This window comes from Rhizobium lentis, from assembly GCF_017352135.1.
Taxonomy (GTDB): Bacteria; Pseudomonadota; Alphaproteobacteria; order Rhizobiales; family Rhizobiaceae; genus Rhizobium; species Rhizobium lentis.
Window position 1 is genome coordinate 2,438,540 of record NZ_CP071454.1, and the last position, 21,300, is coordinate 2,459,839.

General features: G+C 61.2%; 20 protein-coding genes. 7 read left to right on the forward strand and 13 right to left on the reverse strand.

Translation table 11 applies throughout. The annotated features are described in order from the left end of the window. Positions 1-4: 4 nt before the first annotated feature. Together J0663_RS11765 and J0663_RS11770 are read left to right on the forward strand one after the other, a co-directional pair. Complete coding sequence (locus J0663_RS11765; protein ID WP_246590277.1) at positions 5-847, forward strand: MipA/OmpV family protein; 843 nt, start codon at positions 5-7, stop codon at positions 845-847. 80 nt (positions 848-927) lie between these two features. After that, entirely contained in the window at positions 928-1,674 is a 747-nt protein-coding gene (locus tag J0663_RS11770) for a response regulator (RefSeq protein WP_207240517.1), read from the forward strand. An 11-nt stretch (positions 1,675-1,685) separates the two neighbouring features. On the opposite strand, the gene J0663_RS31595 is transcribed toward J0663_RS11770, so the two are convergent. Continuing rightward, a complete protein-coding gene (locus tag J0663_RS31595) occupies positions 1,686-1,817 on the reverse strand; it encodes a hypothetical protein (protein ID WP_259666257.1) in 132 nt (43 codons plus the stop codon). 204 nt (positions 1,818-2,021) lie between these two features. Here J0663_RS31595 and J0663_RS11775 point away from each other — a divergent pair, with 204 nt between their 5' ends. Then, on the forward strand, positions 2,022-3,179 hold the full coding sequence (locus tag J0663_RS11775) for a patatin-like phospholipase family protein (protein ID WP_207244487.1): 1,158 nt from the start codon (positions 2,022-2,024) through the stop codon (positions 3,177-3,179). A gap of 41 nt (positions 3,180-3,220) precedes the next feature. Next, entirely contained in the window at positions 3,221-4,102 is an 882-nt protein-coding gene (locus J0663_RS11780; RefSeq protein WP_207240518.1) for a DUF3313 domain-containing protein, read from the forward strand. 261 nt (positions 4,103-4,363) lie between these two features. Here J0663_RS11780 and J0663_RS11785 read toward each other — a convergent pair whose 3' ends face one another. Further along, entirely contained in the window at positions 4,364-7,501 is a 3,138-nt protein-coding gene (locus tag J0663_RS11785) for an efflux RND transporter permease subunit (RefSeq protein ID WP_207240519.1), read from the reverse strand. Next, positions 7,498-8,520, reverse strand: a complete 1,023-nt coding sequence (locus tag J0663_RS11790) for an efflux RND transporter periplasmic adaptor subunit (RefSeq protein ID WP_207244488.1) — start codon at positions 8,518-8,520, stop codon at positions 7,498-7,500. Before J0663_RS11790 ends, J0663_RS11785 begins: the two co-directional genes overlap by 4 nt. A gap of 737 nt (positions 8,521-9,257) precedes the next feature. On the opposite strand from J0663_RS11790, the gene J0663_RS11795 reads away from it, so the two are divergent. Beyond that, positions 9,258-10,598: a S41 family peptidase gene (locus J0663_RS11795; protein WP_207240520.1), complete on the forward strand. Its 1,341-nt coding sequence runs from the start codon at positions 9,258-9,260 to the stop codon at positions 10,596-10,598. Positions 10,599-10,695: 97 nt separating this feature from the next. Further along, positions 10,696-11,070: a hypothetical protein gene (locus J0663_RS11800; protein WP_207240521.1), complete on the forward strand. Its 375-nt coding sequence runs from the start codon at positions 10,696-10,698 to the stop codon at positions 11,068-11,070. 65 nt (positions 11,071-11,135) lie between these two features. Here J0663_RS11800 and J0663_RS11805 read toward each other — a convergent pair whose 3' ends face one another. Together J0663_RS11805 and J0663_RS11810 are read right to left on the reverse strand one after the other, a co-directional pair. Next, on the reverse strand, positions 11,136-11,510 hold the full coding sequence (locus tag J0663_RS11805; protein ID WP_207240522.1) for a hypothetical protein: 375 nt from the start codon (positions 11,508-11,510) through the stop codon (positions 11,136-11,138). Between the two features lie 134 nt (positions 11,511-11,644). After that, a complete protein-coding gene (locus J0663_RS11810) occupies positions 11,645-12,238 on the reverse strand; it encodes a TetR/AcrR family transcriptional regulator (protein ID WP_207240523.1) in 594 nt (197 codons plus the stop codon). Between the two features lie 169 nt (positions 12,239-12,407). Here J0663_RS11810 and J0663_RS11815 point away from each other — a divergent pair, with 169 nt between their 5' ends. Further along, the gene (locus J0663_RS11815; RefSeq protein WP_207240524.1) at positions 12,408-12,806 is read left to right on the forward strand and encodes a RidA family protein; all 399 of its coding nucleotides are present in this window, start codon (positions 12,408-12,410) and stop codon (positions 12,804-12,806) included. A 26-nt stretch (positions 12,807-12,832) separates the two neighbouring features. On the opposite strand, the gene J0663_RS11820 is transcribed toward J0663_RS11815, so the two are convergent. The 8 genes from J0663_RS11820 to J0663_RS11855 form a co-directional block, all read right to left on the reverse strand. After that, positions 12,833-13,771 (reverse strand): dihydrodipicolinate synthase family protein, encoded by a 939-nt coding sequence (locus J0663_RS11820; protein ID WP_207240525.1) that lies wholly within the window; start codon positions 13,769-13,771, stop codon positions 12,833-12,835. Then, positions 13,768-14,733, reverse strand: a complete 966-nt coding sequence (locus J0663_RS11825; protein ID WP_207240526.1) for an ABC transporter ATP-binding protein — start codon at positions 14,731-14,733, stop codon at positions 13,768-13,770. The genes J0663_RS11820 and J0663_RS11825 overlap by 4 nt, the downstream gene beginning before the upstream one ends. After that, positions 14,734-15,750 (reverse strand): ABC transporter ATP-binding protein, encoded by a 1,017-nt coding sequence (locus tag J0663_RS11830; RefSeq protein WP_207240527.1) that lies wholly within the window; start codon positions 15,748-15,750, stop codon positions 14,734-14,736. A gap of 7 nt (positions 15,751-15,757) precedes the next feature. Next, positions 15,758-16,675, reverse strand: a complete 918-nt coding sequence (locus J0663_RS11835; protein WP_207240528.1) for a dihydrodipicolinate synthase family protein — start codon at positions 16,673-16,675, stop codon at positions 15,758-15,760. Positions 16,676-16,694: 19 nt separating this feature from the next. Further along, entirely contained in the window at positions 16,695-17,570 is an 876-nt protein-coding gene (locus tag J0663_RS11840) for an ABC transporter permease (RefSeq protein ID WP_207240529.1), read from the reverse strand. A gap of 3 nt (positions 17,571-17,573) precedes the next feature. Next, positions 17,574-18,533, reverse strand: a complete 960-nt coding sequence (locus J0663_RS11845) for an ABC transporter permease (RefSeq protein ID WP_207240530.1) — start codon at positions 18,531-18,533, stop codon at positions 17,574-17,576. 73 nt (positions 18,534-18,606) lie between these two features. After that, on the reverse strand, positions 18,607-20,193 hold the full coding sequence (locus J0663_RS11850) for an ABC transporter substrate-binding protein (RefSeq protein WP_207240531.1): 1,587 nt from the start codon (positions 20,191-20,193) through the stop codon (positions 18,607-18,609). Then, positions 20,190-20,921, reverse strand: coding sequence for a FadR/GntR family transcriptional regulator (locus tag J0663_RS11855; RefSeq protein ID WP_207240532.1), 732 nt, complete (start codon positions 20,919-20,921; stop codon positions 20,190-20,192). The genes J0663_RS11850 and J0663_RS11855 overlap by 4 nt, the downstream gene beginning before the upstream one ends. Positions 20,922-21,300: the final 379 nt, after the last annotated feature.

The window sequence follows — 21,300 nt, forward strand, 5'->3', positions numbered from 1 at the left end:
AACTTTGTCTTTTTTGAAGAAGAAAATCAGTTTCATGATTTTATCGATCCTTGTCGGGCCCCTTTCAGCAGGCGATAGGGCATGGGCGGCGGATCCGAGCGAACTTATCGCCGGTGAACCGCCAACACCCGCGAGCGAGCGTTCCAGCGGTATTCGCGGCAAGCTTCACGACTGGAATGTCGTTGTTGGAGCTGGCGCGGTGTACGGCCCGAAATTCGAGGGGTCGAAGGATTTCGAGGTCATGCCCGTTCCTCTGGTTTCCGCAAGCTTTTTCAACGATTACGTCCATGTCGGGCCGACTGGTTTGCTGATCGATATCTACAAGGTGGAGAATTTCAAAATCAGTGCCAGGGGCGGCATGGAGTTCGGTCGTGACGAAGACGACAGCGATCATTTGAGAGGGCTGGGCGATATCGATTCCGGTGCAAAGATCGGCGGCGTGATATCCTATGAGCTTGGCCCTATCGAGCTCAGCGCCGGAATTGACAAGATCATGGGCGGCAGCGACGGTGTCACCGGGACATTCGGCGCGGAATATTCCCACATGGTGGGTCAATTCATCCTTTCCGCCGGCGCGTCGGCCACGTGGGCGGACAAAAATTACATGAAGTCCTATTTTGGCGTCACGCCCTTGCAGTCGGCAAGGTCTGGACTCGAAACCTACGATGCAGGCGCGGGGTTCAAACGCATCGACCTCACCGCATCCGTCACTTACCTCGCATCCGAGCACTGGTTCATCCGCGGCCAGGCCGAACTGGGAATCGTGACCGGCGACGCGCGCAACAGCCCGGTGGTTCAGAAAGAGACCCAGCCTTCGGTCATGATGTTCGTCGGCTACAAATTCTAACCGTGGCCGCTTTCAACGATACGCACACATTTTTCTGATAAACAGTAAGCCGGATGTTTTCCCGGATTCAGGCGACGGATATGAGTAATATTGCAGTCAATTCACCCATGCAGGCTTCCGTCCGCGTCCTGATCGTCGAGGACGACCGTGATATTGCGAGCATGTTGGTCGACCTCATGAAAGATGCCGGCTATGGCGCCGAAGCGGTCGGCTCCGCCATGGAAATGGACCGCCTTCTGAAGAGGAAGGAGTTTCAGCTCATCGTCCTCGACGGCATGCTTCCGGGCGAGGACGGCTTCAGCATTTGCCGGCGGATCAGATCCGCCAATACCGTTCCGATTCTCATGCTGACGGCGCTGACGAAGGAGGTCGACCGAGTGATCGGACTGGAGCTTGGGGCCGACGACTACGTCACGAAACCCTTCAATTCCAGGGAACTGCTGGCGAGGATCAGGGCGCTCTTGCGGCGCTCTTCCTATTCCATGCAGGTCAAGCCGGTTCAGGAGGCGATGACCTTTGCCGGCTGGCGCATCGACCCCGTCACGCGCGAACTGACCGACAGCGATGGGGTTCATGTGTCGCTGACAACGGCAGAATTCGACGTCCTGCTGGTGTTCTGCCAGAACCCGCGGCAGGTCATGAACCGCCAGGAAATCCTTGCCCGTACCCATGCAGGATCAGCCGGGCCGGTCGAGCGCAGTATCGACGTCCATGTCAGCCGTGTCCGGCAAAAGATCGAGCCCGACTACAAAGAGCCGACATTCATCAAGACGGTACGGCTGGGTGGTTATATCTTCACGCCTGAAGTTTCGCTGGCGCGGGATTGATTAGCGAAGCTTCAGCTTGCGGGGGATAGCGCTGGAAACGCCTTGAGCCAGGCTTCTCTTGCTGCTTCAAAAGCAGATCTTCCATTTGTTTCAAAGGGAAACTGTCGGCGCGCATCGCCGGCGATCAGCGTCTCATGGCGCATATTTTTCTTCTCGAAGGCTTAGCCGACGGCGCTGTCCGGCAATGGCGGCGACAACAAATCTTAAAAAATCAAAATCCAAGGCAATCGTGAACTGGGATTAATGCGATCAGACGCGATCCGGACGGAGCTCGCGGAGCGATGCCCACGGCTGGCAGCGCTCTTGCCGCTCCGGCCGAAGACAGGGCGACGATTTTGATTAGACTCATGGCGATCCTGATGCTCGTCCTGATGGCTGGCTGCATGGCGCCGGATCGGGTTCGCTACAGCGAGACGGCGGCGGTCAACGCTAGGATCGAAGGATTTGGCGATATCCGCACCTATGCGGACACCGGCCGGCAGCTGCCCGATGCGCGGGCATGGCTGGCGATGCCGAGACATAGGGACGCCAATTATCTTGTCCTGTCCGGCGGCGGCGCCGGCGGAGCCTTCAGCGTCGGAGTCCTGAAGGCTTGGTCGGATAGGAAAGGACGGCCGGAATTCGATATTGTCAGCGGCGTCAGCACCGGCGCGCTGATTGCGCCTCTGGCTTTCCTTGGCCCAGCCTATGACGACACGCTCGTCGATCTCTATACGAGTGGGGTCGCAAAGGAGTTGGTGGACGCAGATTTTCTGCCAAAGGCGCTGCTTGGTTCAAGCCTGCTGAAGCAGGAGCCGCTGCGCCGGATGGTCGAACGCCATCTCACACAGGAGATCCTGGAAAAAATCGCCGCCGAGCACCGCAAGGGGAGGCGCCTGCTTGTCCTGACCTCCAATCTGGATTCGCAGAGACCGGTGGTTTGGAACATGGGCGCCATTGCCGATAGCGGTCAGCCTGATGCACTGAAGCTCTTTCAGGACATCATCATAGCCTCCGCGAGCATCCCGGGCGTATTTCCGGCCGTGCTCATCAAGGTCACGGCCGGCGGCGAGGAATTCGAGGAGATGCACTCGGACGGCGGTTCATCATCCCAGATCCTGACGATCCCCGAGGGTTGGATGGCGAGCCCGCGCCAGGCGCCGTGGCCGAAGGGCCTGAAGCTGAACATGTATGTCATCGTCAACAACGCGCTTGTGCCGGAGTTCTCGACGACGACAAACAATACGCTGGCTGTCATGGCCAGAGCGAGCGCTGCCCTCATCAAGTCCCAGACGCGCAGCGCTTTGGTCGCCACCTATGTCTATGCCCAGAAGAACGGCATCCGCTTTCGGGTCGCCTCGATCGATAGACAAATCCCCTACAAAATCACCGATCCCTTCAACACCAACTATATGCGCGCCGTCTATCACCTCGGCTACGCCGAGATGGCAAGCGGCCGTCTGTGGAAAGACCAGCCGGTCTTTGCCGATCTGGCCGCGGCGAACCCGCCTCAATCCCCACAATAGAGCCGTCCGATCTCAGACATTTTCAACCAAAGGAGAACAAAATGTCACGTCCGCATCCTGCCCACGCCACCGGCCGACGCCTTTGTAGTCCCGCAACCTCGGCACTCCTGTCCTGGCTGATCGCCTCGGCTGCCGCAGGCTGCGCCGCGGTGCCCCTGGAAGAGGCGCATACGTTGGTATCCTATGACGGACTGACGTCCAACAACGGCAAGATCACCAAAGCGAAGCTCAAAGTCGATCAGAAGGACCTCGCGGAGGCCAAGACCATCTACATCGAGCCGGCAATGGTTTCGCCAAAGGCGGGGGCTTCTATCAGGAAGCTTTCAGACTCCGCCCTTGTCGCCAATGTCATCAGTCGGGCTCTTTGCGTCGGCGTCAGCGATCGATATCAGGTCGTCGACCGCAGAGAGAACGCCGACGTTGTCGTCCATGCAACCATCACCCGCATTGTGCCGACAAACGCCGGGATGGCTGGCGTGTCGACCGCGACTTCGCTGGGTGCGTCGCTGGTTGTTCCGGTTCCCGTGCCTCGGTTGCCGGTGGGTCTCGGAGGCCTTGCGGTCGAGGCCGAGGCGATGGCAAGAGACGGGAGGCAGCTGGCCGCAATGGTCTGGGCAAAAGGCGCCAACGCCATCACCACGAGCGCACGCATCTCGCAGATCGGGGATGCCTATTCGCTCGCCTCGAGCTTCGGCAGCGATTTTTCAAAAATGCTCGTCACCGGCAAGACTCCGTATAAGGGGCTGCCCAAATTCCCGTCCGCTCAGAAGATCAAGTCGAGCCTCGGCGGAAGACCGAAATACCCCGCCTGCGAGCGCTTCGGCCGCTCGCCTGGCGTCAAGGATTTCGCTGCTTCGCAAATTGGCCTGCCACCATCTTGGACGGACAAGCGGCCCGCGGTCGTTGGCCAGTGGTCACCGTGAGAGGTCGGCGAGCGACCTTTGCCGAGCCAGCTCGTCCATGCCCTTGTGACCCTGCACCGCCGGCATCCAGGATGTCGGCGAATTCGTCTGAGCTACTCGGTTGGCGGACGCTGGAAACGCGGTCGGCCTTCTGTGCGGGCGGAATGGTGCTCTGGAAGCGGCTCCGGGGCGAGCCCCATAGCCCTCCGCCTCCAGGAGTGACCGAAGAGCCCCGGCTGCCGCCGCGAAAGGCTCCCAATTCGAGCAGTTGCCGTCTCTGCTTCACTTTGCCAGACTGATTTTTCCACCGCGGGGCCTCTGGTCATGCAGGATGCTTTCTTCTTCGTCAGCTGCCGGCCAGTCTTCGGCTAGCTTTCCATCGAAAATTCGCCTGAGGAACAGGAGGAAATCGTCGACGAAGGTGAAGATGACAGGGATGACAAGGAGGCTAAGTACGGTCGAGGTCATCAGGCCGCCGATCACGACGATTGCCATCGGCTGCCGGAAGCTCGCATCGCCACCGCTGAGACTGAGGGCAACGGGGAGCATGCCGCCTCCCATCGCCATTGTCGTCATCACGATCGGACGGGCCCGCTTGTGGCAGGCGTCCACCAGCGCGTCGAAGCGCGAAGCGCCCCTGCGCCGCGCCATGATCGCATATTCGACCAGCAGGATGGAATTCTTCGTCACCACGCCCATCAGCATCAGCAGACCAATGACCACAGGCATGGAGAAACTTGTTCCCGTCAGCACGAGGGGCAGAAGGGCGCCGCCGAGCGATAGAGGAAGCGCCATGAGAATCGTCAGCGGCTGGAGGAAGTCGTGAAAGAGCAGGACCAATACGGCATAGATGCAGAAGACGCCGACCGCCATGGCAATGCCGAAGCTGTCGAAGAGGTCGGACCGGCGCTCGAGTTCGCCCTGTTCGACAAGCCTCACACCTTGCGGAAGGGTTCGGAATGCAGGCAGGGCCTGGGCCTCGCGGTAAACATCGCCGAGGACGCGACCATTGAGCTCGACTGAGATAGTGATGTTGCGCGACCGGTCAATCCGGCTGATCTCTGACGGACTGCTGCCCATAGTGATGGCCGTGACCGAGCCCAAGTCGACGCTGCCTCTGCTGCCGGCAACGCGCAGGTTAGCGATGTCTTCGAGCGTCCTGCGGTTGCTCGGATCGAAACGCACGCGAATATCGAGCTGGCGCTGTGGCAGATTGAGTTTCGCCAGCGCGGAGGAATGATCGCCGCCGGTTGCGACCCGAACAGCCTCGGAGATCGATTCCGCAGTTACACCGAGGGCGGCGGCCCGATCGAGATCTGGAATGATCTGGATTTCGCGGGCCTGAAGCGAAGCGCTTGAGGTCACAGCCCCGATGCCTCGCAGCGTCCGAAGCTGTTCTTCGAGTGCACCAGCCGCCTTGTCGAGCGCGCCGGCGTCGTCGCTCGCAAGAGTAATATCCAGTCTGGTGCCATTGCCGCCCGATCCCACCTGAATGCGGGCTCCCGGTAGATTGTCAAGCGCCAGCCGGATATCGTTCTCTATGTCGAGTTGGGTACGGTCCCGTAGGCCGACCTTTTTCAGGTCGACAATCAAGGATGCGCTCGCGGTATCGATTGTCGTCGTGGAATCGAGGAGGTCACCCGATGAAACCGTTCCGACGGACGAGAAGACATGCGTGACGTCCGGCAGATGAGAGATGATGTTCGTTGCCCTCCGGGCGGTCGCGTCCGTTTCTTCGATCGGTGTTCCCGGCTGCAACGTGATGGTAACCTGCGTCTGTGCGTCGTCCGAGGCCGGCAGGAAACCCGAACTGAGGAGTGGGATGGCCGCCAGCGACAGACCGAGGAAAACAAGGACGCAGACCGTTGTTATCAGGCGATGCTGCAGGCAGGATTTCACGAGCGCCATGTAACGCCGCATCACCCACCCCTCCTTGGCCTCCGCGGGATGAATCTTCATCGTGTATGCGGCCATCACCGGCGTCAGAAGCCGCGCAACCAGGAGTGAGGCAAGGACCGCCACCGACGCCGTCACGCCAAACTGCCGGAAGATGAGGCCCGGAATGCCGCTCATGAACGCCGTCGGCAGGAAGACGGCGACGAGCGTCAATGTCGTGGCAATGACCGCCAGACCGATTTCGTCAGCCGCCTCGAGCGCCGAGCTCTTCGCCGATTTTCCCGTCTGCATGTGACGCGAGATGTTTTCGATTTCGACGATTGCGTCGTCGACGAGGATACCGACCACCAGCGATAGCGCCAGCAGCGTCACGGTATTGAGGCTGAAATCGGCAAGATACATGACGGCGAAGGTCGGAATGATGGATAGCGGCAGCGCAATCGCTGACAGGAATGTTGCGCGCCAATCCCGCAGGAAGAGCCAGACCACGACCACCGCCAGGATAGCCCCTTCATAGAGCATCTGCTTGGAGCCGTCATAATTCTCGATGATCGGGCCGACCGTGTTGTAGGCCGTGACGATCTCGACATTCGGATTGGCCTCGGCGAAGTCCTTTACGGTGGTTTCGATTGCCGCGGCGACAGCCGTGTCGGAAAACCCGTTCGAGCGTTTGATCTCGACGGCAATCACCGGTTTTCCGTCGAGATAGGCGATCGATGAGCGGTCGGCAAAGCTGTCCGTTACCGTGCCGATTTCGTCAAGCCGCACCAGTGCTCCGCTCGGGAGCGGGATTGCGAGTGCCTTTAGCTCATCGATCGAGGAAACCGCTCCGGCCGTTCGGATCGTCTGCTTGGTTCCTCCGACATCGCCTCGTCCACCCGACGTGTCGGTTTGCATGGATCGCAGCGTCGAGGAAATGGTCGCCGCGCCGACATTGAGGGAACTCATCATATGCGGGTCGAGATCGATGTGAACTTCGCGATCGACGCCGCCGACGCGGCTGACCTGGCCGACGCCTGGAACGGCAAGCAGGGCTTTCGTCATGTCATTGTCGACGAACCAGGAAAGCTCGGTCTGGTCGAGCCGCGTGGAGCGCAATGCAAATGCGATCAGCGCCGATCCCTGAATCTGCGTTCGCGTCACGCTCGGAGACTGCATCGCGGGGGGAAGGTCGCTGCGGGCACTGTCGACGGCGTTTCGCACCTCGTTCAGTGCTTGCTCGCCGTCCTTGCCGATCTGGAAGGACACGCTCATGACGACCGTACCCCCTGTGATCCTTGTGGTAATGTGGTCGAGGAGACTGAGCGAGGCGATCTTGTCCTCTATCTTGCGGGCGACTTCCGTTTCCAGTTGGGCCGGCGCAGCGCCCTCAAGGGTGGCGTGGATCTGAACTGTTGGAAGATCCATGTCCGGAAAGTTCTGAACCGAGAGCCGCTCGAAGGCAATGAGCCCGCCCGCAGTCAAGAGGATGAATAGGAGGGCGGCGGGAACAGGGTTGCGGATGGACCACGCGGAGATATTCATCGCGCTTCTCCTTCCACGCGCACGAGGGCCCCGTCCGAAAGGAAGGCGCCGCCGGTCCTCACGACCATTGCCGAGCGCGTGAGGCCGGAGATTATCTCCACTTCGCCGTCGTTGCGGCGGCCGGTTTCGACGCGGATGCGCCTGACGCGCTCTTCGGCGTCCATGGTGAAGACGTAGTTGATGCCGTCGCGCACAACGAGCGCAGTCTCTGGCACCGTCAGAGCAGGTGCGATCCCGAGCTTAATCCGCCCGCTCGCATAGAAGCCGACCGGCGCACGAGAGTCCGCCGATAGCGAGACGTAAACGAGCGTTCTGCCTGTATCGGTGCTGACGGTCGGCGCGACGAGGCGAACCGTCCCCCTCAGCTGCTGGCCGCGAGGCCCCTCGATCGTTGTCGTCATGCCTTCCTCGATAAGGGGGCGGTAGCGCGCCGACACCTCGGCCTGCCACTCGACGCGCTGTTGGCGCACGAGGCGAAACAGCTCCGTGCCTGACGTGACAACGGCGCCGAGCTGGGCGGAACGTGAGGTGATGAGGCCATCGTCGACCGCCACGATCGTTGTCTGCGAGAGCTTGATCTTCTGACTCTCGACCAGAGCCTGCGCGGATTGGACACTCGCCATCGCCGTTTGCTCGGCGCTGAGATATTCGATGATCTTCTCATCGGAGAGAACGCCGCTGTCTTTCATTTTCCGGGCGCGCTCGGCATTGGCCTCGGCCTTCGCAAGATCGGCCTTGGCGGTCGCCAAAAGGGCTTCCTCCTTTCGCAGGTCGGCGCGCACGGTGTCGTCGGCCAGCTGAGCGAGCGCCTGACCCTTCGTCACGACAGACCCGACATCGACGAATACATCGGTGATGCGCAGACCGCTGATTTCAGCAGCGCTGATCGCCTCGTGCCAGGGCTTCAGCCAGCCGCCGGCGAGAACCGTTTCTGGCCATTCTCGTTCCGCGAGCGCTTCGACGGTCACGGTAAGTGCGCCGCGCTCTTGCGCGAATGTCGCTCCTTGGCCGGCAAACAACCCGTAGAGAACCAGGCCGATGGCCAAGGGATGACGATGCGTCAACGCGGAATCCTTTCATGGTGTGGTCGCAGCGGATACGAAAATTGTGCCCGCACGGGCGCTGGCGGGCGCGGCCGTCGTCGCCGCCGGTCGCACGGCTGTTGGCGCCGCCTTTTGTCAGCCCGGATGTAGCGGATCGACCGCTCTGTGCGGTCAAAGATCGGCAAAGTTCGGTTAAGTTAGATTAAGCCGGCCGGCAGATTTATGTATGCGGCGAAGCGCGATGAGACGCTCGTTTACGGCGGCCAGCCTTAACAAATCAAAACATAACTCGTGATGACAAGACAGGCTGCATTGAAGATGATCCGGCCACATCGCCTTGGTTCGCGATCCGGTTCAGTTTCGAGGTGGAACGACGTCAGATGGAAGTCACAGCACAACATCCTCTAAAAACGGGCATCGACTTCGCGCGTGCTGGTCAGGATGGCCGGCTTTGTAACAAAGCGGGCGATTAGAGCGATCACTGCACCTTTGATATGGGCCTCGTGAGCAGCCGCTCTTGGGCAATGGCACGCCGTTGCTTGCGGCAAGCCGAGGCCTGCCCGCATGCAACTCAGCCGCCGGAGCGTCGGCCGCGAAAATTAACGGATAGATACATGGTTCTTTCGCTTGCTCAACGAACGCGGGACAATCGGTCACGGGAGCGCAGTTTTGCGTCACTGCACAACCATGCTGTCGCGCGATTGGCCGTTACGATGAGCATTGTCACAAGCTCTGCAGTCGCCGCTCTTGCGTTCCTGCCGGTGAAGAGCGATGCGCCAGACGAACGCCACGGCACAGGATCGGCCGAAGGGGGTGCGGCCTACCGCGAGCTCGCACTCTTCGGAGAGGTCCTCGAGCAGGTGCGAAACCGGCATGTCGACGCACCCAAGGATGCGCAACTCATCCGCGCCGCCATCGACGGCATGTTTACGACGCTTGACGCGCATTCCTCGTATCTCCCACCGGAACGTTTCGACGAGATACGTCGGCAGGATGCTGGCAGTTTTGACGGCCTGGGGATCGAAGCGACGGTAGAAGACGGCGTGGTCAAGGTTACCGCGCTGATCGAAGACAGCCCGGCCGGGCGAGCAGGGATCAGGGCGAATGACCGGATCGTCGAGGTTGACGGCAAACCCATATCCGGACAGACGCTGGAACAGATGCCGGCGTTATTTCTCGGCGAAGTGGGCAGCACCGCAGAGCTGGCGATTCTTCGCGAAGGCGTGGCCAGCCCTATCAAACTGAAGCTCAGGCGCGAGATCATAACCTTGGGAATACCGCGCCTGACTTTCGAGCAGGCCGTTCCTGTCATCAGGCTGGCGTCTTTTTCCGAACAGACCCAAGAGGGCATGGAGCGAGTGATTCGCGCGGCCGTTGACGGCGCGGGGAGGCCGCCTGCAGGCATCATCCTGGACCTGCGCAACAACGGCGGCGGTCCCCTCGATCAGGCAAGGCGAGTTGCCGACGCTTTTCTGGCCCGGGGAGCAATCTTCTATTCCCGCGGACGAGATGAACGGATGAGCCGCTATGCGGCACATCCAGATGCAGTCGACGCGCTCATCGCCGCGGTGCCCGTCATCGTCCTTGTCAATGGCGGCACGGCCTCTGCCGCAGAGATCGTTGCAGGCGCCCTTCAGGATCGCAGCCGGGCAACTCTCGTTGGCACCCGGACATTCGGCAAGGGCGTCGTTCAGACCGTGATCGCGCTCGGCGAGCATGCTGGAATGAGCCTCACGACCGCGCGCGTCTACACGCCGTCGAACCGGTCTATCCAGGCGTTGGGAATCGAGCCGGATATCGAGGTGGTGCAGGCGGTACCCGAAGCCTATGCGGGCAAAGCCACTGTTGCCGGTGAAGCTGGGCTAGCGCGGCATTTGCGGGGTGAGCAGGGGGAGGCGACCTTCACCTCTTCGATCTATGTCCCTGCCGCTCACGCCGATGATGAACAGCTGCAATATGCGATAAAGCTCATATTGGGACAAGTTCATCACGCGGCTTATCCGGCCGATATCGAAAACGATCAGGCTCGACCCCTGCAAGTGCAGCTTCGCTGATCTCCCGAAGATCTCTGCACCGGGGACCAGGGGGACCGTCACGAAAATAACCCATCCGCATGCCTGGAAAAGACCCGTCAGGGGAAAGGAAATCTCCATGTTTGCCACGCGCCCGCTGCGAATCCGTTCTGTTCGAGCATCGCTTATCCCATTGATCGCCACGCTGGCCGCTCTGTCCCCCGAGCCCGCCGAAGCCGACGAGCCTCTGGCCCGCGTCATCGCTGACGGCAGGCCATGGGAAATGTTCGTCGTGAAGCGGCGGGCTTCCAACATTCTCGTATTCCGGCCGGATGGCGGCGGCACTATCAGCGATAGCTTGGCGAGCATCCATCCGACATGGAGAGCTGTCCCTGATGGGATTTGTATTACGCCCAAACCTGGCGATGCTGAAAGGTGCCTTGATTTGGCCCGGACGAAAGACGGTATTGCTGCATCGCAGAACGGCAGGATGGTTTGGGTGCTGAAGCGATGATGCTGGTGCCAAAGCTGACCGTCGCAACGCTGAGCCTGTCGCGCTCGCAACAGGCCGTTTGCTGGTTAACCGATGCTTCGCAGGATGACCGACTGCGAACTGGAAAAGCTGCCTAACGTGACGATGGCGATATAGCACCACTGCAGCATTGTGAGTGCTGCAGCTGTGTAAGAAAGCAGATAGCCCGCGGTGACGCGGCGCCTCTCGCGGGCTCGCCACCGGCGCGCTGCCATGGCGGCAAGACAGGCTGGAAGAGAGAGTGCGGAAAGAACGGCATATTGTGTCGAGGTGCCGCCGATGAGCATCAGCACAAGGGCGCAAAGGCCGAAATTGATCATCGCTGTCACAACAATCGGGAAATAGGGCCGGGCTGCCGGTGTCGGGGGCAACTTGGCCCTGCGGCGTATGGACGGAATATCGCGCGGCAATCTCGGGGTCATCGTCATGCTTCCTGTGAGCAGAAGCGACTGAGACACAGGCCGTCGTAAAGATGGATCAATTTATGTTAAGAGATATCGCGCACAACGGAACAATTCCGGCCTGGTTTGACTAAATCCGCGTCCCATGCGGGCGCTCACACGGACGTCTTCAGAAGGCCTGCAGCCAAAGCGTCGAAGGCCTCGACGGCTTTCGGCAGCACATCCTGCGGCTCGTTGCTGGCCGCGATCCAGAGGGCGGCATTGAGCGCAGCACCGTTGACCAGCCGGGCGGCCGCTTCCGGGTCGACCGGCTTGAGGACACCCTGCGCGACAAGGCGCTCTATTGTCTGCCTGGTTACCTGAAGGCAACTGCTCTGGCTCGGCCATTGTGAAGGGTCACCCAACACCGCAGGTCCGTCGAGCAGAACGATGCGCTGGACCTCCGGATCGAGCGCCATCTCGATATAAGCCGCGCCCTCGGCGAGCAGGCCCTGCCAATCGTCGCCCGCACGGGCGCCGATCTCCTGGGCGCGCGATGCCATTTCCGTGTCGATCTGGTCGACAACGGCCGCAAGCAGCCCGCGCTTATCTCCGAAGTTGTGGTAGAGCGCTCCCCGCGTCAGGCCAGCTTCAGCGGTCAGCTCGTCCATCGAGGCGGCCGCGTATCCCTTCTCGGCGAAGGCCTTTCGGGCGGCCGCGATCAGCTTCACACGATTTTCCTCCATCGTCTCACCGCGTCGTTTTGCCATCTCGGGCTCCAATCTCACATACGTTCCGTATATAAACTTGACATACGGCGCGTATGTATCCTATTTTATATACGCGCCGTATATCAGATGGCGCGGCAGTTTGTGAAGCGCCGTATTGGCCCTGCCGCGCTTATTGGCTCCAATCAACGATCAGAAAGCGAGATCGACAATGACCCGACGCGAAGCAATCTTTCCGGCAGACAGGCATGCTCTTTACGAGAAGCATCGCTATTCGGCCGCCATCCGAACCGGCGACCTTCTGTTCGTCTCCGGCCAGGTCGGCAGCCGTTCCGATGGGACGCCTGAACCGGACTTCCAACGCCAGGTCCGACTGGCTTTCGAAAACCTCAAGGCGACGCTGGATGCTGCCGGCTGCACCTTTGACGACATAGTGGATGTGACGACGTTCCACACCGACCCCGAGAACCAGTTTGAAACCTTGATGGCCGTCAAGCAGGAGATTTTCGGCAAGCCGCCCTATCCGAATTGGACCGCGGTCGGCGTAAACTGGCTGGCAGGCTTCGATTTCGAGATCAAGGTCATCGCCCGCATCCCTTCGAACGCCTGATTCCAGCGTGTTCCCCTTGCTCTGCGTCAGTGAGCGAAGAGCTCGGGCATGATCAGGCGCGCGCCATCACGCAGCCTTACCGCTTCTTGCTCGTCGATAAAGCGGTAAGGCCAACGTAGCCTGGTGGTGATCGGACCCCAGTTGCCGATCGCCGCGAGCAGTTTGTCGAGCGCTGCGTTTGAATAGCCGTGGTCACGGCGAAACGGGACGATGTAATCATCCATAAAGGCGCAGATGCGCCTTTCGATCTCGAGCGCCGCGTCGATATCCCTGTGCATCAGCTCGGTCCAGGCTTGGGCGCCACGGGGATCAAGACAAGCAACATTCGAAAACGCCCCGGCGGCAACGCCCTGCTTCATGCCGGTGGCGAGATGGTGGCCGGGAATGAACAGCGAAAATTCGGAAAGATGCGCTCGTGCCTGCGCATACCAGGCATCGTCTCCATCGGCGATCTTCATCCCGACCACGGACGGGCAGGGACCGCAAACCTCACCGAGCTCGGTTGGCGACAGGACACGTTTCGCATGCGGAGGATTGTAGAGAACGAGCGGGATTCCCTCGGCCACTTCCGACGCCCGTTTGAGGAAATCGGTGGCTTCGGGATTGGTAAGCGGCCACCAGTCGGGAAGGATCACCTGGATCGCCAATGGCTTATGAACGGTAGCGCGGCGCAGGCGATCGAGCATGATGATCGGATCGGGCTGGCAGGCGCCGATAACGAAGGCCATGTCGGCCGCGCGGCAACGCCACGCCAGCACCTCCTGAATTCGCTCGTACTCCGCTTCCGTCTGGTTGTGGAATTCTCCCGCCGTGCCGTTCGAATAGATGCCGTCGACCTTGGCGGCGATCAATATGTCGATTTCCTCGCCGAGCTTTTCGAAATCGATGCTGTCGTCTTCGCGGATCGGTAAGAGCAGGCTTGCCCAGTTGCCGGCGATCGGGTGACGGCGGGGTGTGTTGCTCATCTCACTCCTCGGTCCAGGTCGTCACGGATGCACGCCTTGAAATGACCGGGCTTCATTTCGCGCAGCTCCGGCACTATCTCGCCGCAAGCGGGCAAGGCATTCGGACAGCGTGTGCGGAAAACGCAACCGCTCGGCGGATCGGCCGGGCTCGGAATATCGCCCTTCAGAATCTGGCGGCGGCGCGGCGCATCGGGATCCGGCGAGGGGATCGCAGAAAGAAGCGCCCGCGTGTAGGGATGCAGTGGCCTGGCATAAAGGTCGGCGCTTGGCGCGATTTCCATGATCCGGCCGAGATAGAGAACAATCACCCGGTCGCAGATATATTCGACCACGGCGAGATCGTGACTGATGAACAGCATGGTCAGACCAAGGCGCTGTTGCAGGTCGCGCAGAAGATTGATCACCTGCGCCTGTATCGAGACATCGAGTGCCGAGACCGGCTCGTCGGCGACGATGAATTCCGGCGCGAGCGTCAGGGCGCGGGCAATGCCGATCCGCTGCCGCTGGCCGCCCGAAAACTCGTGGGCGTAGCGGTTGACAGCGTCCGCCGGAAGATCGACCTGTTCGAGCGCCTCGCGGGCGCGTTCCAATCGCTCTCTTGCCGTACCCCAGCCCTGGATCTTCAATCCCTCGGTGAGGATTTCGCCGATCGTCATGCGCGGCGACAGGCTCGCGAACGGGTCCTGAAAAATATATTGCATGCGCGGCCGCATCCTCCGCATCTCGGATGAGGATAAGCGCGTGAGTTCGGTGCCGTCGAAGCAAACGCTGCCGGCGGACGGTTCGACCAGGCGCAGGATCGATCGCCCGATCGTGGTCTTGCCGCTGCCGGATTCGCCGACCAGTCCGACCACCTCGCCCTTGCCGATATCGAAGGATATCGCCTGCAGGATGGTCAGCTTGGTTCCGCGGGACGTATAGTGTTTGCCGAGGTCGCGGACGGAGAGAAGGGGCTCGCTCATTCAGATCTCCTGCCAGCGAATGCAGCGGCTCTGGTGGCGCGGATTGACCTCGGCAAGCGGCGGCACCGCCGCGCGACAGGGGTCGATGGCAAACTTGCAGCGCGGCGAAAAAGCGCAGCCGGCCGGCATGTTCATCAGGCTCGGCACGACGCCTGGAATGGCGGCCAGCCTTTCGCCCGCCTCTTTCATCCGGCTCGCATCGCCGAGCCTCGGCATCGAGGCGAGCAGGCCGATCGTATAGGGGTGTCTCGGATTGCGGAAAACCTCGGCCACCGGCCCGGTCTCGACGATCCGCCCGGCATACATCACCGCCACCCGATCCGCGATTTCGGCGACGACGCCGAGATTGTGGGTGACGAAGAGCATGGCCATGCCGCGCTCGCGCTGCAGCTTCTGCAGGAGCGCCAGAATCTGCGCCTGGATGGTGACGTCGAGCGCCGTCGTCGGCTCATCGGCGATCAACAGCGTCGGGTCGCAGGCAAGAGCCATGGCGATCGTGGCGCGCTGGCGCATGCCGCCGGACAGCTCGTGCGGATATTGACCGGCACGGCGCCTGGCATCGGGAATACCGACGCTGTCGAGCAGCGAGACGGCCGCAGCCATCGCGGCCTTCCGGTCGGCGCCGCGATGGATGCGGATCGGCTCCGAAATCTGGTCGCCGATCGTGTAGACGGGGTTGAGGCTCGACATCGGCTCTTGAAAGACCATGCCGATATCATTGCCGCGGACGGCGCGCATATCCCGTTCGGCGAGCAAGACAAGGTTGCTGACGACACCATTTTTGCGCTTCAGGTGGATGCTGCCGGCGGCGATCGCACCGATATTACGGGTCAGCAGCCGCATGACCGAAAGGCTGGTGACCGATTTGCCCGAACCGGACTCGCCGACGAGAGCGAGCGTCTCGCCGGCCGCGACCGTCAGATCGATGCTGTTGACCGCCGTCACCTCGCCCGAGCGGATACGGAAGACGGTCCGCAGCCCCTTGACGTCGAGAATGGTGTCGGCGGTCTGTTGCATGGCATCCTCAGGAAAGCAGGCTGGTCGCGCGGAGGATTTCGTCGATCCTTGCCGTTTCAGCCTCGTTGAGCATTGCGCGCGGACGCGGCATCAGCGCCGTGTCGATGATGCCGAGCCTCTTCATCGCCGCCTTGAAGGCGCCGATGCCTGAGGCGCCGCCGCTGACGCGGCCCGCAGCGACCCAGACGATCTCGAACAGCCGGCAGAGGCGTTCCTGCTCCTTGCGAGCCGCGACCCAGTCGCCGCGCTGGGCGGCATTCCAGAGCCTGACGTAGCCGTGCGGATCGACATTCGCGATGCCGGGCACCACGCCATGGGCGCCCATCTGCAGCGCCGTGTCGACGACGATTTCGGAGCCGGTCATCAGGAAGACGTCCTTGTTGTCGGCGAGATCGAGCAGCACGTAACGGAAATTGCCGTCGTCGCCGCTTGAATCCTTGATGCCGATGATCGTTCCCTCCTTCGCAAGGGCCACGCTGGTCTGGCGCTGCAGCTTCACATGCACGCAGACCGGAATGTCATAGGCGATCAGCGGGACATCGACGGCGTCACGGATATAGCGGAAGTGATCGAGGATCTCGCCCTGGCTGGTGACCGTGTAGAACGGCGCGGTGACGACAACCGCATCGGCGCCGGCCGATTTCGCAGTCCTGGCATGGTTGATGACACGGTCGGTCGTCGGATCGATGACGCCAACGATCAGAGGCACGCGACCGTTGATGACCTTGGCCGAATGCTCGATGATTTGCTGTCGGGTCTTTTCGTCGTGGAAGATCACCTCGCTGGTCGAGCCGAGTACGAACAGGCCATGGCATCCGGCCTCGATCAGGTTTTCGAGCACCCGCGTGTAGGAGGGGTAGTCGACGGTGTAATCCGTGTTCAGCGGGGTTATGACGGGAGGAACGACACCCTTGAATTTGCTCATTTTTGCTTTCTTTCGATCGTCAGTTTAATTCGGCGCGAGGGTCGAAGGCATCGCGAAGACCGTCGCCAATGAAGTTGATTGCCAGGACGGCAAGCACCAGGAACCCGCCGGGAAACAGCCATTGCCAGGGGTATTGTTCGAGCACGGCGGTGGAGCGGGCCGCATTCAGCATGTTGCCCCAGCTTGCCGCCGGCGGCGCAATGCCAAGCCCGAGGAAGGAAAGTCCGGCCTCGAGCAGGATGGCATTGGCGATCTGCAGGGTCGCGAAGACGACGAGGATGTCGATCGAGTTCGGCAGGCCGTGGCGGAAGAGGAGGTGCGGCAGGCCCGCCCCCATGCCTCTTGCCGCCATCACGAAGTCACGTTCGCGAAGCTCCAGCAGCCGCGAGCGCACCATTCGCGCCAGCAGAGGCCAGGAGAGCAGCGAGATGACGAAGACCGTCGGCCAGATGCCGGTGCCGGCGATCGAAGCGAGCACCAGCAGGAAGATGACTGGCGGCAGCGTCATGACAAGATCGACGAGACGCATCGTGACCGCATCCGCAAGGCGGCCCGCAAGCGCCGAGACTGCGCCGACCAGAAAGCCGATGATAGCGGAAATGACGGTGGAAGTGACGGCCACCAGCAGCGAGATCCGGCCGCCGTCCATGACCCGGGCAAAGATGTCGCGACCGACCCCATCGGTGCCGAACCAGTGTTTCGGCCCCGGCGGCGCATTCATCGCGATGAGATCGATGTCGTTGGCTTGGAAGCTCCACCACAGCGGATAGGAAAGGATCGCCACGACCATCAGCGCGATCATGCAGAAGCCGAGCACGGCGGTCCGGTTGAGCAGGAAGCGATGCAGGGAGCGTATGATCGGGCCCGGGCTGCGGGCAGGGCTTCGTGCCAGCATCGCTCAGCCCACCTTGATCCGTGGATCGACCACGGCATAGGCAAGGTCGGTCAGAATGTTGACGACGATGACGCAGGCGCCGATCACCAGCGTCGAACCCATGATGACCGGATAGTCGCGGCCCTCGACCGCATCGACCATGAGCAGGCCCATGCCGGGCCAGTTGAAGACGCTTTCGATGAAGATAGCGCCACCGATCGCAAGGCCGATGGTCGAGCCGATCAGAGTGATGACGGGAAGCAGCGCATTGCGCAGAGCGTGCTTGGTGATGACCCAGAATTCAAACACGCCCTTGGCGCGCGCGGTGCGCACATAGTCCTGGTTCAGGACCTCCAGCATGGAAGCGCGCATGTAACGCATGATCAGCGCGGTCTGCGCGACGGCCAGCAGTGCCGCGGGCAGGATGAGGTGATGGAGGAGGTCGGCGACGGAGAACTCCCGGCCAGGTGTCAGCATGCCGCCCGACGGCATCCAGTTGAAATAAACCGAAAGCAGATAGAGACCGACAAGCGCGCTGAGGAACGGCGGGCTGGAAATCCCGGTAACCGCGAAGACCGACAAGGACAGGTCGGCGATCGAATTGCGGCGAACCGCGCCGATGATGCCGGTCGCGATGCCCGCGATGATCGCGATCGCGATCGCCGATCCCATCAGCAGCACCGTCGGGCCGACACGCGAGAGCACGAGGCCGAGCACCGGCTGGTCAGGCCGCTTGATCGAATAGCCGAGATTTCCCGTTAGCGCCTCCCGCAGCCAGGCAAGATACTGCACCGGCAGTGGCTGATCGAGTCCGAGCGTGGCGCGCAGCTCCGCAAGATCCGAGGATGACATCGGAATGTTGGGGTCGATATAGGCGTCGATCGGGTCGCCGGGTGTCAGGCGCAGCATCACGAAGATCAGCACGCTCAAGGCAAGCAGCATGCCCGCTCCGATCAGCAGGCGCCGGAGACTGTATCTCAGCATGGAAAATCCGTTCCTGTGCGGGCGGCTAGGTTCGCCAACCTAGCCACCCTTTGCTACTCAGGATGTCCTCGCCCTAGTCGGCGATCGTCCATTTCTCCGGATGCGCTTGGTAAGGACCGCCGCCGGGGGCGGGCGTCCAGACGAAGTCCTTCAGCTTTGAGGAGGCGACGCCATAGCGTTTCGCCACCCACAGCGGACCCCAGGGCAGCTCCTTGTTCATCACCTCGCAGACCTCCTGGTAGCGGGCGTCGCGTTTTGCAGCATCCGTCTCGCCGAGCGCAGCATCGAGGGCGGCCGTCAGCACCGGCATGCGCACACGCGCGACGTTCGGGCCGGCCGGCGGAATCTGCTTTTCGTTGAGGCCGACATTGATGCTGCCCGGATCCGGACCGTTCTGAAGGCCGGCATAGACCATCTGGAACTGCGCGACGTCAGGCGTCGGGTTGAGCACAATGCTGTTATAGGTCGGCGTGTCGACGGCGCGCGGCGTGACGTTGATGCCGACCTGGGCGAGCATCGCCTGGACCGCGGCCATGACATTGGCGGCAAGCGGCGTGGTGTAATAGGTCAGAAGGGTTATCGGCTTGTTGCCGTTGATCTCATCCCAGTCGGCCTCCTTCAGCAGTTGCTTGGCCTTTTCCGGATCATAGACGTAGTTCTCGATGCCCTTCGGCACCACCTGGTCGGCGATATAGGCGCAATTTGCCGCTTTGGCAGCGCCACCGTAGAGGCTCTGAATGATGGCATCGCGATTGATCGCATGCATCACCGCCTGACGGACCCGGACATCCTTCCAGATCGGCGAATCGTGGTTGAAGCCGAGATAGTTGACGACGAAGGAATTGCCTTCGATGACGCGGAAATCCTGATTGTTGTTGAAGGCGTTCAGATCGTTGGAATCGACATAGGTAAACTGGATTTCGCCGGCGCGGAGCGCGGCAATGGCTGCGGCCGGGTTGGCGAAATAGCGGTTGATGATCTTCTCGAGCGCCGGCTTGCCGCCCCGGTAGTCGGTGTTGGCGACGAGTTCGACATATTGGTCGGTGACGTACTTGCTGAACTTGAACGGCCCGGTGCCGATCGGCGAGGTGGACCACCATGTGTTCTTGGCAAGCTGATCCGCCGGGATCTGCGAAAGCGCGTGTTCCGGCAGCATCATCACCTTCGTCAGCGCGTCCATCAGGCTTGCGGACGGGGCCGAGAGCTTGATGACGAGGGTCTTGTCGTCCTCGGCCTCGACCGAGGAAACGGCGTTCAGCCGAGCTGCCAGAACGGAGCCGGTCTTGGCGTTCTTGGCAAGCTCGATGGTGAACTTGGCGTCCTTCGCCGTAAAGGGCTTGCCGTCATGCCATTTCGCGTCGGCGAGCTTGAACGTGTAGGTCAATTGGTCGGAACTGACTTCGTAGGACGAGGCGAGCTGGCCGACGACCTTCTCGAGCTTCTCGTCATAGGCCACCAGCGGCTCGAAATAGATGCTGAGCCAGGTGAAGCCTCCCGTCGCGGCCAGCGGATTGAAGTTGCCCTGAAAACCGCCGGGCCCGACATCGAAGCCGCCCGACAGCGTGGCTGCCTGTGCGGGGCCGGTGAAGGCCGGGCCGGCGGTCGTTGCCATCATCGCAGCAAGCGCGATGGCGGATGATAGTCTTTGCAGTCGTTTCATTGTGTTCCTCCCACATTTGCACTTTTCTTGTTGGCGGCAATCACCCGGGAAATGCCGTCGTAATGGCGGTCCAGGCGCTTCTGCGCTTCCGCGACGTCCCTCGCCTCGATCGCATCGACGATCGCCGCGTGATCCCTCCAGGTCGCGACGGGATCGACATTGTCGAGGTTTACGAAATCGGAGGCCTTGTAGAAGGCGAGCCAGAACACGTCGATCAGCCGGGCAAGCGTCTCGTTGTTCTGGCAGCGGAAGAGCAGGGTATGAAAAAGCTGGTCTTCATCGGCAAAGGACTGACCACGCTCGGCATGGACGCGCATGCGGTCCACGGTAGCGCGCAGCTCCGCAATATCGTCGTCGCCGATCATCTCCAGCGTCTTGCCGATCAGGCCGACTTCCAGGGTCCGGCGGATCTCGATTACCTCTTCGATCTGCCGCAGCGCGCCGCCGAGGCCATAGGCGAGATTGTCGAGGAGCGGCTCGAACGAGAATGCCTTTACGAAGATGCCGACACCACGGCGCGATTCCAGCACGCCCAGCGATTCCAGCGCCTTGATGCCTTCACGCAGCGAATTGCGGCTGACGCCGAGCTGGTTCGCCAGCTCGGATTCAGCCGGAAGCAGCGTGCCCGGCTTCAATCCGTTGTCGCTGACATAGGCGCGCAGGCTTTCCTGCACGGACACATGAAGAAGCGGCGCACGGGCAAGGGGCTTCATGGATTTCAGCGACATGCGATTCCCATTTCGTCTGTAAGGAACATCTCATAAACTTATCCACTTGTAGGATATCCGTCAAATGAATTTGTTCCGGTGGCTCCGGTCGCCGATCGTCATCGGCGCGGTCACCGTGCTTGCGATTATTCTGGATAGCGTCGCGGCCGGCTGTTGCGGATACTTGAAACGCGATGACCGATCGCAAGGCCTTGGCCTTGGGGACCTGCGCTGGACGGCCTGCGAAATTGCGGCAGGCCGTCAAACTCCTGCCACATGCCCTGCATTAATTCGACGCGGCCGCGTATGCCCTGGATCGGAATTGATTTAAGGATCATTATGCTGCAGCTCAAAACGTTGCCGCACCCTTTGCGCGTCTGAGAAGATGTGCTGGCGCCGC